The sequence below is a fragment of the Colwellia hornerae genome, assembly GCF_007954355.1.
Taxonomy (GTDB): Bacteria; Pseudomonadota; Gammaproteobacteria; order Enterobacterales; family Alteromonadaceae; genus Colwellia_A; species Colwellia_A hornerae.
The window spans coordinates 38673-52540 of record NZ_VOLR01000021.1 but is presented as its reverse complement, the minus strand read 5'-3'; the positions used below and the strand labels follow the sequence as shown (position 1 = coordinate 52540).

The window sequence follows — 13868 nt, the reverse complement described above, 5'->3', positions numbered from 1 at the left end:
CCGCGAACTGTCCGTTTCCTACTGTGATGATATTTTGGTATTGCAGTCAGGAAAGTCGGCATTGTTGACGTAAACTACTGTTTATTCTTTAGGTCAACTGATAGCCCAGGCTGTGTGAAAACTCTCAGCTTACAATTTTTATGCGACGCTACGTAAATTCAAAGGTAGTTTGACACCAAACTTACTACAGATTCAAATCTTCAGAGCCTTTTTTCGTTAATATTTCCGAATTACGCAAGTTCAAAATAGTTTTCACACAGCCTGAGCCATTAGCTGACATTAAGCCTTTGCAAAGCCATGATGAAATACAGCGTAATACTAGCCGAAATTTACTGCTCGTTTGTAGGGCAGGTTTAAGCTAATAGCCGTCAGTGGTATTCTAACCTGAAACTAATTCTTAGCTACAAAACTAAGGTCTAAACGTCTATTTTAAACATTTAGGCCCAGTTGATTCTAACTAATTGAGCAAACAACTTTAGCTAATTAAAGGTCTGTTTTTGTTTGAATTTGTCAGTTTTTTTACAGTTAAATAAGCAATAGGTAAAATCATATACATAATAGGCAGCCACATAAGGGCAATAAGAGGTCCAACTTCCTTATTACTTAACGATGATAATTGAAGAGTAATAACGCCGTAAAGATATGGGCTAAGCATTAAGGCTAAAGATAAAATAGAGAATATTAATGTATTAAATTGATATTTTTGATCTAATTTGAATAAAGAAAGTAATGCTAAACATGCCCAAATAGCTGAATGTGAATCGACTAAGTGCATAAGAGGCAAGCTTTCAAAAATACTATTAGATGTGAAACTCCAGAATTTAGGCTCAAAGAAAAGTAAGTGAATGTTCCCGTTATACCAAAAATCATCATTAAAAAATTCTTTACTGGCATATGATAGAGATGTAATCGCAACATACAGTGTTGCTAAGATACTAATAGCTAAAATAACTGTTAAAGCAGAAAGTAATCTTTGTTTGATAAATAAATACCTAATACACGTAGTTAATGACTGACTCCAAAACCAACGATTTGCCATAACATCACCTTTTTCCTTTAATATGTATAGATTAAACTCTTCTTCTAAATCACCACATATTTCATCCTTGACATGTTTAGGTAATGATATATTTAATAGTAACTTAGCCAATTTGGGTGGATTTGATTTCTTATTGTCCATATCAACACGCTCCCATAGAAAAGAAGTCAGGTAACTTTTCCCACATTAGCTCAAGTTTATCCTTAGTGTATTTCAAATTAGTTATGCCATCTGATGTCAACTTAAAGTAACGTTTAGCTTTACCGCCTCTTTCTGCTTTAGCTTCCCCTTTTTTAGATGTGATTAGCCCTTTTTTTTCTAAACGCTCAACGGTTGAATATAATGCTCCAATAGACACATCTCGATCAATAGTATTTTTAAGATGTCTGCGTACAGTAACACCGTAAGCATCTTCACCTAAATGCATCACACTTAATAAGACTAAGTGTTCAAACTCTCCAAGATAAGATTTTTTGTTAGCCATAATCAACTCAATCCATACAATAATAACTACATAATAGAACTTATTAATTGTATGTCAATAATTAAATCTACTTAATAGTTTTAATTGAAATAAAATGGGTCTTAGCAATTAATTAAAGCTAATGACATTCATTGCCGATACGCTTTTAGTACTTTTTGAGCATACAAATATAATTACGTGACTGGCGGCTATGGTGGCTTTGTTGCCAGTCAGGTTGAGCGACTTACGGGCAAATCCATCATCAAAAGTTCCATATACTCATCTGTGGGGAACGTCAGCTCGTATCAAAGTGATCGTTATGACGGATGATTTTTATTCGTAAATTTAGACTGCTTTGTGGCAGGTACTACCCTTAAACGTAATAATTCCAGTTGCCATATTTATTCAATTTCTACAATTGCCATCGATCTATGAAGATAATAAATAAGTAAAGAGATGAGTTATAAAACGGTTGGTTCCATCATAAATAGATAAAAATATATGCTCGATTGATAAAGTAAATCAAAGTTTTATTATTATAATAATTTACACTTTGATGACTTTTAACTATCGGGTTGATGAACACAATGTTTTCTACACTATCATTGGCAGTAAAGATTAATGCTGCATTAGTACTTATCGCAATAGCGTTTTTAAGTACCACAGTCATATTCTTTTATTATGATGAAAAAGAGCTCAGTGAAGATCTTGTTGAACGCAATCTAGAAAGTTTAGCACTTAATTATTTTGACTCTGTGAACACTATGATGTTAACCGGGACAATAGTAAATCGTCAGTTAATACAAAATAAAATACTGAGCCAAGATGAAATTGTTGAGGCACGTATTATTCGAGCGCCTGCTTTAACGGCTATTTTTGGTGATGGTTTTGCTGATCAAAAAGCGGTTGATGATTTTGAACAACAAGGTATAAACGGCACTAAAGCGTTCGATGTTTTTGAACGAAACGGTAAGCGAATGATGAGTTTTATTTCGCCTATACGTGCCAGTTCAGATTACCGTGGTACTAACTGTTTAACCTGTCATCAAGTCAAAGAAAATGAAATATTAGGTGCGGTGAAAGTAACTTATGATCTGTCTCAAGTTGACCAGCAAATTATCAGTTCTATAACTCAAGCGGGGATCTTACAGCTAGCTATTACTGTTGTTAGTTTTTGGTTATTAAGTTTGACGATAAAAACGTTAATTTTTAATCGCCTTAAACGGCTTAGAAAAACCATTAACGATGTTGAAGATAATTTAGATTTAAACCAAGAAATTAAAGTGCACCATGATGATGAATTAGGTGCGGTCAGTGTGGCATTAAATGGCATGATGAAAAAATTTAGCTCGAGCTTTTTATCCATCTCATCATCGACAGAGAAATTAATTGATTCAGCAAAAAGTGTTGATGAAATATCTAATTTAATGCGAGCCGCTGTTCTCGAACAAAAAAATGGCACCGATTCTGTAGCGGCTGCAATTAATGAATTAGATTCATCAGCCAGTGAAGTACACCGTAATACCCAAACAGCGGCTGAGAATTCAGTATCGGTTCGTACAAAGGCAACTCAAGGATTAGAATTAGTCGAAAAAGCAAAAGAGGGTATTGGTTTATTGCGTGATAAGGTAATTGATAATACCGCCATGATCTCGGCATTAAGCGATAAAACCCATGAAGTGGGGGGCGTGTTAGAGGTGATAACCAGTATTGCCGAACAAACGAACTTATTGGCATTAAATGCGGCTATTGAAGCAGCAAGAGCTGGAGAGCAAGGGCGAGGCTTTGCAGTGGTTGCCGATGAAGTTCGCTCATTAGCCACACGTACCAGAGAATCTATTGATCAAATCCAGTTGACAATTAGGGGATTACAAATTGATGCAGGTAATGCTGTTAACTCTATGAATGATGTTAGCCAGCAGGCAAATGAAAAGGCAGAAGATGTAACGAATGTCGCCAGCTTATTAGTGGAAATAACGTCTCAAATTACTGAGCTTGATGACTTAAATACACAAATTGCTAGTGCAGCTCAACAACAAAATTTAGCGGCGGATGAAATTAATGTCAATGTTGTCAATATTAGTAATGTAGCTGAAAAATCTAGTAAAGACGCAATACGTGGTAAAGAGATAAGTGAACAGTTACTCGAGTTAGCTTACGCGCTTAATCAGCAATTATCGCAATTTAAAATATAATACTTACAGGGTAACTAACAAAAAATGGCTGTGTTTAATTATCATCAACACGCTATTTTTATTATACCATTATTGATTATTAAGGAGAGTTTCACGATGTCAGCAGATAAAGACAACGAAAGTTGCACGACCAAAGTAATAACTACAGAGTTAACTCAAACTAAAAAAGGTCTTTTACAAAAATTGGCTAAAGTTAGCGGTATTATTTGTTTTATTCTTGCCATCATTTGTGGCGGAATTTTAACTTTTTCAGAAAATAGTGACGAGGTATTTCGAGCAACGATGGCAGCAACAACATTTTTCTTTTTTATGGTATCACTTGTATTATCAACTATTGCTAATACTAATTTACCTAATTTGAAGGTAGGTGGTTAACGTTATCGAATAAAAAGCCTCTTTGTAAGAGGCTTTTTATTTTATATAGTGGGTAGCCATACTTATTAGTAATAGGCGTCGGTATTATTATGTGCTTGAGGGTCTTCTATAATTTCTTCGAAGTCTACTTCAAAGCTATTGTTTTCTTCTGTATTTGCCATGTAAATAGTGCGCGTTGAACCGTCAATCCACGTTACTGTGCCACTACCTTTTTTACTACCGCATTTCATACCAATATGAATATCATGAAATTTCATTGATCCTCCTCGCCTAAATTGCTGTTTTGATATTGATTAATAAACCCTATGTAACTTAGATTTATAATAGATTGATTAGTTCAATTAATCTGCTGAATGAGCATGTTTACTTAAACAGGTAATATTTCATTATAAAGATAAAGTGACTTAGGTCTAGAGTCAATTAGGCAAAAAACTCACAACCGAGCACTGTTGACTTTCTAGCCCCTGTTACTGCTGGGATATTTCCATAGATTTTTTTGTCATAAGCGAATGCTAGCCAAGCAAATGCCATGGCCTCAAGTGCGTTATTATTCAGCTTTAGTGAATGTATCTTATTCACATTAAAGTTGTTAAGCTCTTGTTTTAAAAGCTTATAACAAAAATTATTCTCGACTCCTCCTCCGCATAAATATACATCTGCTGAATTTGATGTTTTTTTAATGTCGGCTGCTATAGAACAAGCAGTAAGGGCAGTAAGGGTTGCTTGAACGTCGACAGTGCTTATTTGCAAAGGTGCGAGAAAGCGTGCTAACCATTGCAAAGTAAAGTATTCACGACCAGTGCTTTTAGGTGCTGATAATGAAAAGTAGTTATCACTGAGTAACTGCATTAATAGTGTTTGGTTAATTGTTCCAGATCTTCCCCAGTCGCCATTATTGTCAAATCTATTTCCTGAATGCTGAAAGCACCATGCATCTAAAAGAGCGTTCCCTGGCCCGGTATCAAAGCCTAAGACACTCTTTGCCGAATTCTTTTTAGGCAGAAAAGTGATATTAGCTATGCCGCCTATATTCACTAAAAAAGTTTCATGTTGAGTCGGTGGTAATAAAAATTGGTGAAATGCTGGTACTAAGGGAGCACCTTGTCCACCTAAGGCGATATCTTTTGTTCTAAAGTCACCAATGACTCGAATATCTGTTAATACGGCTAACGTTTGATTGCAGCCTATTTGTAAAGTGAAAGGTGCTTCAATAGCTGAATTTTGCGTTGGGCGATGTCGAATAGTTTGACCGTGATTACCGATAGCAATAATATCAGCAGATACTAAATTTTCTTGCTGTAATAATTTTTTTATTGCCTCATCAAACTGATGAGCAAGGGTAATATCAAGTGAAAATGCTCTGTCTATTTCGTTATGATTGGGCAAATAAAGATCGGTGATTTTTTGTCGAGTAGCATTGTCATAAGCTTGGTAATAGCTAGCAACTAGTTCGACACTTTCAGAAGTAAAGCTAACAAGGGCTAGGTCAATACCATCAGCGCTAGTGCCAGACATTAACCCAATATAAAACTTAGCTTTTGTCATTTATACTCGCTATTTATTATCGGGCTAAATATCTGTTAATGCGTTTGCATCGCCAATAACGCTTGCCTAGAGCCTGAAAGTTCCATTAAGCGTTGGCTTGATAATGCCGAAAACTCAGCAGCATATTTTTTATTGATCGGTTTAGCGTCAGGTAGTTTTACCGTTCTTGGATTACGGTGTACGCCATTAAGTAAAAACTCATAATGTAAATGCGATGCTTCTGACATACCCGTTGAGCCAACATAACCAATAACGTCGCCTTGCTTTACCCGTTGCCCTTTTTTCACCTTTCGTTTTGAAAAGTGTAAATATTTAGTCACAATGCCATTGCCATGCTGAATAAATACATAATTACCATTATATTTATTATAAGTTGAGTGAGTAACCTTACCATTACCGGCAGCAACTACTGGTGTGCCTTTATTTGCACGATAATCGGTACCACGATGAGCTTTCCAGCGTTTTTGAATAGGATGAAAACGTTTTGGTTTGAAATTTGAACTGATATATCTAAAGTTTACCGGCGCACGTAAAAAGGCTTTGCGCATACTTCTGCCATCGGGAGAATAATATTCGCCGTCCGTAAAGCGAATGGCTTGAAAAGGGTCGTCTTTATTAATAAATTCAGCAGCAAGAATTTTACCTGTACCTATGTGATCGCCATCAACATAACGATTTTCGAAAACGACATGAAAACTATCGCCTTCACGAATATCTAAAGCAAAATCGATATCCCAACCAAAAATATTAGCTAAGTTAATTATTTGTCCGTCGTTTAAACCAGATTCTATGCCGGCATTCCAAAAATTACTTTTTATCACACCATGCGCAATTGTTTCTCTAATTTCTACTGTTTTGGTTTCTTTGCTTGATTGATAACTGCCATCATCAAGTAATTTTACATATAGAGTTTCTGTTTTTGATAGCGGGTAGGTCAGTGCAGCTAGTTCTCCTGTCGCGTTCTGGCCTATTTGAAAGACATCACCGACATTAATTTTTTTCAATAGTTTACTGTACTTGCCCTCTGCTGAACTAACGTCGTATGTTGTTCTCGCGCTATAGCCTAGACGTTTAAATACTTTAGCAAGTGAGTCGCCACTGCGTACTTTTGCTTTTTGCCAAGTCAGTGTCTCATCGTCATTGCTAATAGAGGCGGTAATACTTTCTTTTTTTATTGATTGCTCAATATTGCTAGTGGGAGTGTCTAAGGTGATATCCTGATCTTCAGGTAAAGCTAATGCGTAACGTTTGCCTATTTCTAATGATGAATCTGTCGATTGACGACTGGCTGTTGCCTTTTCTGAGGGAATAAGCAGTAATAACAGCACAATTATGCTGAATGAGCTAATAATTACTCTATGCTGTTTTGGTAACTGTAAATAGAATTTTTTTATGATTTTCAACAGATTACAACCTAATTTCATGTATCTTAATACGATAACTATCGTTTACTATATCAAAAAATAGCCTTGAGTAAAATTTAATTACCGTAAAGATGAGTGATCTCGGGGACTCAGTGGCATTTCTCTCTTGAAAAACAAGCGGCAATAATTAAAAAATAGAACAATTGCCCTAAATATTAACTTAAGGCTTTTCACCTAAGGCATTATTGCAGTAGAATCGAGCAATAAATTATGATTATATTTTTTGGAGCTAAGTCGATGACTGATGTCAGCCAAGCGTTTGCTGAAATTGAGCGTGGTGCAGAAGAAATTTTGCTAGAGAGTGAATTACTAGAAAAATTAAAAACGGGTAAGCCACTAAAAATTAAAGCGGGGTTTGACCCTACGGCACCAGACTTACATCTAGGTCATACGGTATTAATTAATAAGTTGCGTCAGTTTCAACAACTTGGCCATGAAGTTATTTTCTTAATTGGCGATTTCACTGGCATGATAGGTGATCCAACCGGTAAAAACGTTACGCGTAAAGCGTTAACCAGAGAAGACGTGCTGGCCAATGCTGAAACCTATAAAGAACAAGTTTTTAAAATTCTAGACCCAGCTAAAACAACGGTAGCTTTTAACTCTACTTGGATGGATAAGTTAGGTGCTGCCGGTATGTTAAAACTGGCATCTCGTCAAACGGTTGCTCGTATGATGGAACGTGATGATTTTAAAAAACGTTACACCAGTGGTCAATCTATTGCCATTCATGAGTTTATGTATCCTTTAGTTCAGGGCTGGGATTCTGTAGCGTTAGAGGCTGATGTTGAACTGGGTGGCACAGATCAAAAGTTCAATTTGTTGATGGGCCGCGAATTACAAAAATCAGAAGGGCAGCGACCGCAAACTGTTTTGATGATGCCTCTTTTAGAAGGTTTAGACGGTGTACAGAAAATGTCTAAATCACTAAATAATTATATTGGTATAACGGATAGCCCAACAGAAATGTTTGGTAAAATAATGTCTATTTCTGATGTATTAATGTGGCGTTATTATGAACTGCTAAGTTTTAAGCCAATGGAAGAAATTGCGGCTTATAAAACAAAAATTGCCGAGGGAATGAACCCTCGCGATGTAAAAATCGATTTAGCCAAAGAGTTAATTGCTCGTTTTCATGATGATGCAGCAGCAGAGGCGGCACACCAAGAATTTATTAATCGTTTTCAAAAAGGCGCCATGCCTGATGAAATTGAGGAAAAGTTGGTGAATATAGTCGATGACAGTGGTGAAATCGCCATTGCTAACCTACTAAAAGAAGCCGGCTTAGTAGCGAGCACTTCAGACGCTATGCGCATGATTAAGCAAGGGGCGGCTAAAATTGAAGGTGAAAAAATTACTGACAGCAAGCTACGTGTTGCTTCGGGTACCACGGCTATTTACCAAGTCGGTAAACGTAAATTTGCTAAAGTAACAGTAAAATAACCAGATATATTTTTATCTATGTTTAAGCCAGTATTTATTACTGGTTTTTTTATAGCTCAATAACAGTTATTTGCTTTGCCAACTAAAATCATAGTGACCTTTTATTCTTGACGCTTGTTGATTGTATCGGTCCTTAAATAAAGTTGGCTGTTTAATCCTTATTCGTCGAAATTTTTTACACTAGCGTTCAATATGGTAGTATTTATAGAGCATTTTTATGCTAGTTTATTGTCTAATAAGAAGTTTTTTGAATTTGGAATGATTTGTGCATTATTTTTAATATCGAGTTAAGATGATTGCCCGATAGATTCCACTCATTTAAGTTGTCGAGTTGTTACTTTGTTGAACCAAATATTAAATACAGTATTGAGCCGCACTATGGAAAATAAATCCGAGAGAAATAACTTAATCGAACGGCGACAATATTTTGATGGCAGTGAGCCAGAATCTGATAATAATTGGAAACAATTGACGCTAGCCCAACGTTTTGCTGCACTAAGTTTAACTAAATATGGTTACGAACTCCGCTTTACTCGTTTTACATCGAGCGGCAGTAGTGCTGTCCTTGTTTTAAAAAATGGTACACCAGCTACAATAAGTGAAGACGGCGACATTAATACCACGCCGGATATCCATATACGATAGTGATGCTAGTTACCGCCATTGATACTATTGTTACCATTAATACCACCAGCATTAATACCACCACCATTACTCTACCGGCACTGTGTTCGTCTCAGTTAAGTTGTCTCAGTTAAGTTAGCTACTTTTGCTACTACTGCCGGCGCCATTGATACTATTGTTACCATTAATACCAACAGCATTACTACCACCAGCATTAATACCACCACCATTACTCTACCGGCACTGTGTTTGTCTCAGTTAAGTTAGCTACTTTTGTTACTACTGCCGGCGCCATTGATACTATTGTTACCATTACTACCACCAGCATTAATACCACCACCATTACTCTACCGGCACTGTGGTTGTCTCAGTTAAGTTGTCTCAGTTAAGTTAGCCACTCTTGATACTACTGGTACTGTCGTTATTCTTAGACGCTCACTGTTAGTTCATTTTATGGCACTTTTGTTTTAACCCTATACTTTTTAGGGCTATTTTTCTTTTGTTTATTGATCTACATCAGATCACTATTTCACCTTGAGCGTAATATATGCGACATATTGTCGCAGTAGCACCCTTTAGGTTTACTGAATTAAAAATTAAATAAAAGAACGTTAAGTCATGGCTAAAAATAGAGTGAATACATCTAAAATTAACAGTTTACTACTAATGCTTTTGACATTTTTATCTGTAGTCATGCCCGCACAAGCTTTGTTTGTTAGCCCGCCTAAAGACCCTATTCCGCTTATCCATGAAATATTTCCAGCAGCAACATCAATATCAGATAAGCAAGGTGAACCATTAATTTGGACCATATATAAAGAAAAAGACATTATTGGCTATGCTTTTGAAACTAACGATTTAGCTAAAATGCCTGCCTACTCGGGGGAACCCGTAAACATGTTGGTAGCGATTAGTCCTCTAGGTGTTTATTTAGGGGCAAAAGTGCTCGAGCATCATGAGCCTATTATTCTTGCAGGTATCCCTGAAACTAAACTTTATGAATTTGCTGATCAATATAATGGTTTAAAAGTAAGTGACCGATTAAAGGTCGGTGGCAATAACAAGGAAGGTGTAATCCATATTGATGGCCTTTCTGGTGCAACTGTTACCGTCATGGTGATGAATGTCGCTATTACTAAAGCGGCAACTAAAGTCGCTCGCTCCTTAGGTATTATTAAAGCTAGCCAAGACATTATTCAACCAATGTCGACAATATATCCAGACTTTTATCTCAAGGCTGATTGGCAAACGCTGGTTGGTGACGGTTCAATTCGTAAATTAGCGTTAAATAGAAAAGCCATAGATGAAGCTTTTATAGGTACTCGCGTTGAACATATTGATGAAGCGAGTGACAAGCAAAAACAAGACTTGTTTGCTGAAATTTACTTCGCTCAAGCAGATATTCCATCCGTTGGTCGTAACTTATTAGGCGATAGTGAATATAAGTGGCTAATGGGAAGTCTCAAAGAAGATGAACATGCCATTGTCATGCTGGGAAATGGCTATTCCTATAAAGGGTCGGGTTATGTGCGAGGTGGTATTTTTGATCGTATTCAAATACTACAAAATAACGAAGCCTTTGCCTTTCGTGATTTAGATCATAACCGTGTTACTGATCTTTATATTGCTGGCGCACCTAAATTTAAAGAAATGTCATTATTTATTGTCCGCGGCAAGCATCAGTTTAACCCGGGGGTTGATTGGCAGGTAGAATTACTTGTTCGCCGCCAATTAGGCGCAGTTGATAGCTTATTTACCTCTTTTAAAGGCGATTATCATACATTAGATAAATACGTTGACCGCCCAGCTGTTATTTATCCTGAGCCAGAGTTAACTTTGATTCAAGAAGTTTGGCAAGAGAAAGAAGCTGAAGTCATTATCTTGATAATTCTACTTGCTATCGTTGTTATGAGTTTGTTTTTTCAAGATATATTGGTACGCCATCCAACCTTTATGCACAACTTCCGTCATTTGTTTTTGATTATCACCGTCGTCTTTATTGGTTGGTCATGGGGTGGGCAGTTGTCTGTGGTCAATGTGTTTACTTTCTTACAAGCCTTAATGTCTGATTTTTCCTGGGATCTATTCTTACTCGACCCGATTATATTTATTTTATGGGGAGCGGCAGCCGTTACTATGATTTTATGGGGCCGGGCGGTTTATTGTGGCTGGTTGTGCCCATTTGGTGCCTTACAAGAGTTGATGAATATCTTTGCTCGCTACATAAAAATACCACAATTTGAATTACCTTGGGCCGTTCATGAAAGATTATGGGCCATTAAATATCTTATTTTATTAGCACTTTTTGGTTTGTCGATGGAATCATTATCATTGGCTGAGCATTTCGCTGAAGTTGAACCTTTTAAAACCACGTTCTTATTAAAGTTTGATCGAGAATGGCCATTTGTTTTATATGCATCAGCACTTTTGATTATCAATATCTTTAATCGCAAATTCTTTTGTCGTTACTTGTGCCCATTAGGCGCTGCATTATCAACCAGTAATAGCATTCGTTTATTTAGCTGGTTACGTCGTCGCCCGGAATGTGGTCAGCCGTGTAAAACCTGCGCTAAAGAATGTGAAATTCAAGCTATTGATCCTAATGGCGTGATCAATATGCGCGAGTGTCACTATTGTCTCGATTGCCAAGTCACTTATTTTAACGATGAGAAATGCCCGCCATTGAAAAAATTAGCGCGCAAAAAAGCAAAGTATAAAGAAACAGAAATAGAAACGGTAAATGTCGGTTAGCAAGTAAATAAAAGTAAGCTTTGAAATAAAGATTAAAAAATTAACCATAATGGAGAAGAGTAATGAGTAATGACGATAAAAGCTCTAATAACGTAGAGTTAGAGAACATAGGTAGACGTAAGTTTTTTGGTAAAACAGCGATATTAGGTGCTGGTGTTGTTGCTGCTCCAATGACGGCAGCTATGTTTGCGAGCACGGCAAAGGCTAATGCTGCAGAATATTCAAAAAACAAAGCATTTGTTCATCCAGGTGACCTTGATGAATACTATGGTTTTTGGTCTGGCGGTCAATCCGGCGAAGTGCGTATTATGGGTATTCCATCAATGCGTGAGTTAATGCGTATTCCGGTCTTTAATATCGATAGTGCGACAGGTTGGGGCTTAACAAATGAGTCAAAGCGTATTAAAGGCGACAGTGCCAACATTATGGTTGGTGATACGCATCATCCTCATATGAGTATGACTGACGGTCGTTACAACGGTAAATATGTTTTCATTAACGATAAATCAAATACACGTGTAGCGCGTATTCGCTGTGATGTAATGAAAACGGATAAAATGCTTACCGTTCCTAACACACAGGCGATTCACGGTTTACGTGTACAAAAAGTCCCTTATACCAAGTACATAGTGTGTAATGGCGAATTTGAGGTGCCAATTGTCAACGACGGTAAAGCCTCTTTGGAAGATGTTAGTACTTATCGTTCAATATATAACGTGATTGATGCAGAAACGATGGAAATGGCTTTCCAAGTTATTGTCGATGGTAATTTAGATAACACCGACGCTGATTACGATGGAAAATATTTTGCATCGACATGTTACAACTCAGAAATGGGGATGAGCTTAGGTGAAATGATCACATCTGAACGCGATCATGTTGTTGTATTTAGTCTAGCGCGTTGTGAAGCCGCGGTTAAGGCGGGTAAATTCAAAACCTATAATGGTAACAATGTACCGGTTTTAGATGGTCGTAAAGGCTCTCAATTAACGCGTTATATTCCTGTTCCTAAATCACCACATGGCTTGAACACGTCACCTAATGGCGAGTACTTCATCGCTAACGGTAAATTATCACCAACCGTTTCAATTATCTCAATTAAAAAATTAGATGCATTGTTTGCTGATGAAATTAAACCGCGTGATACGATTATTGCTGAACCGGAATTAGGTTTAGGTCCACTTCATACCGCATTTGATAACAAAGGTAATGCGTACACAACATTATTTCTTGATAGCCAGATTGCTAAGTGGAATGTCCAAGACGCTATTGATGCGCACAACGGTAAGAAAGTGAACTATATTCGTCAAAAGCTAGACGTTCATTACCAACCCGGTCACAACCACACTACAATGGGAGAAACACGTGATGCCGATGGTAAATGGTTAGTCTCTTTATGTAAGTTTTCTAAAGATAGATTCTTACCTGTTGGTCCTTTACGTCCAGAAAACGATCAATTAATTGACATTTCAGGTGATGAAATGAAAATTGTTCACGATGGACCGGCATTTGCTGAACCGCATGACTGTATGATGGTGCACCGCACTAAAATGAAACCATTAAAATTATGGCCTCGTACGGATCCAATGTTTGCGGAAACCATTGCTATAGCAAAACGTGATGGCGTAGATGTTTACTCTGAAAACAAAATTATTCGTGATGGTAAAAAAGTACGCGTTTACATGACCTCAATCGCGCCAACTTACGGTATGACTGAATTTAAAGTGAAGTTAGGTGATGAAGTGACTGTTATCGTGACTAACCTTGACAAAGTAGAAGATGTAACCCACGGTTTTTGTATGACTGATCACGGCGCGCAAATGGAAATTGGTCCACAAGCGACTGCCTCTATTACTTTTATGGCAAATAAACCCGGTGTTTATTGGTATTACTGTAATTGGTTCTGTCATGCGTTACACATGGAAATGCGCGGTCGTATGTTGGTTGAAGCTTAGTGCTAAGTTAAGTCCATTATAGTTTTAATAGGCTTAACGTCTAACGAAGTTAAT

Annotated in this window: 11 protein-coding genes; 6 read left to right on the top strand and 5 right to left on the bottom strand. The window is 37.1% G+C overall.

What is annotated here, in order from left to right; all coding sequences use genetic code 11:
* Positions 1 to 475: 475 nt before the first annotated feature.
* Positions 476 to 1180 carry a permease prefix domain 2-containing transporter gene (locus ESZ26_RS14515; RefSeq protein WP_146800180.1) on the bottom strand — a complete coding sequence of 235 codons (705 nt, stop codon included), beginning with the start codon at positions 1178 to 1180 and terminating at the stop codon, positions 476 to 478.
* A gap of 1 nt (position 1181) precedes the next feature.
* On the bottom strand, positions 1182 to 1523 hold the full coding sequence (locus tag ESZ26_RS14510; protein WP_146800179.1) for a PadR family transcriptional regulator: 342 nt from the start codon (positions 1521 to 1523) through the stop codon (positions 1182 to 1184).
* A gap of 566 nt (positions 1524 to 2089) precedes the next feature.
* Between ESZ26_RS14510 and ESZ26_RS19135 the strand changes: the two genes are divergently transcribed.
* Positions 2090 to 3697, top strand: a complete 1608-nt coding sequence (locus tag ESZ26_RS19135; protein WP_170246389.1) for a methyl-accepting chemotaxis protein — start codon at positions 2090 to 2092, stop codon at positions 3695 to 3697.
* A gap of 96 nt (positions 3698 to 3793) precedes the next feature.
* Positions 3794 to 4072 carry a hypothetical protein gene (locus ESZ26_RS14500; protein ID WP_146800178.1) on the top strand — a complete coding sequence of 93 codons (279 nt, stop codon included), beginning with the start codon at positions 3794 to 3796 and terminating at the stop codon, positions 4070 to 4072.
* Between the two features lie 65 nt (positions 4073 to 4137).
* Here ESZ26_RS14500 and ESZ26_RS14495 read toward each other — a convergent pair whose 3' ends face one another.
* The 3 genes from ESZ26_RS14495 to ESZ26_RS14485 form a co-directional block, all read right to left on the bottom strand.
* On the bottom strand, positions 4138 to 4329 hold the full coding sequence (locus ESZ26_RS14495; protein WP_146800177.1) for a hypothetical protein: 192 nt from the start codon (positions 4327 to 4329) through the stop codon (positions 4138 to 4140).
* Positions 4330 to 4492: 163 nt separating this feature from the next.
* Positions 4493 to 5617 carry an anhydro-N-acetylmuramic acid kinase gene (locus ESZ26_RS14490; RefSeq protein WP_146800176.1) on the bottom strand — a complete coding sequence of 375 codons (1125 nt, stop codon included), beginning with the start codon at positions 5615 to 5617 and terminating at the stop codon, positions 4493 to 4495.
* A gap of 35 nt (positions 5618 to 5652) precedes the next feature.
* Complete coding sequence (locus ESZ26_RS14485) at positions 5653 to 7014, bottom strand: OapA family protein (RefSeq protein ID WP_146800208.1); 1362 nt, start codon at positions 7012 to 7014, stop codon at positions 5653 to 5655.
* A gap of 264 nt (positions 7015 to 7278) precedes the next feature.
* Here ESZ26_RS14485 and tyrS point away from each other — a divergent pair, with 264 nt between their 5' ends.
* From tyrS to nosZ, 4 genes are all read left to right on the top strand, one after another.
* A complete protein-coding gene (gene tyrS, locus ESZ26_RS14480; RefSeq protein WP_146800207.1) occupies positions 7279 to 8484 on the top strand; it encodes a tyrosine--tRNA ligase in 1206 nt (401 codons plus the stop codon).
* 378 nt (positions 8485 to 8862) lie between these two features.
* Positions 8863 to 9129, top strand: coding sequence for a hypothetical protein (locus tag ESZ26_RS14475; RefSeq protein WP_146800175.1), 267 nt, complete (start codon positions 8863 to 8865; stop codon positions 9127 to 9129).
* Positions 9130 to 9726: 597 nt separating this feature from the next.
* Complete coding sequence (gene nosR / locus ESZ26_RS14470) at positions 9727 to 11859, top strand: transcriptional regulator NosR (RefSeq protein WP_146800174.1); 2133 nt, start codon at positions 9727 to 9729, stop codon at positions 11857 to 11859.
* A 62-nt stretch (positions 11860 to 11921) separates the two neighbouring features.
* Complete coding sequence (gene nosZ / locus ESZ26_RS14465) at positions 11922 to 13814, top strand: TAT-dependent nitrous-oxide reductase (RefSeq protein ID WP_146800173.1); 1893 nt, start codon at positions 11922 to 11924, stop codon at positions 13812 to 13814.
* The last annotated feature ends 54 nt before the right edge of the window (positions 13815 to 13868 follow it).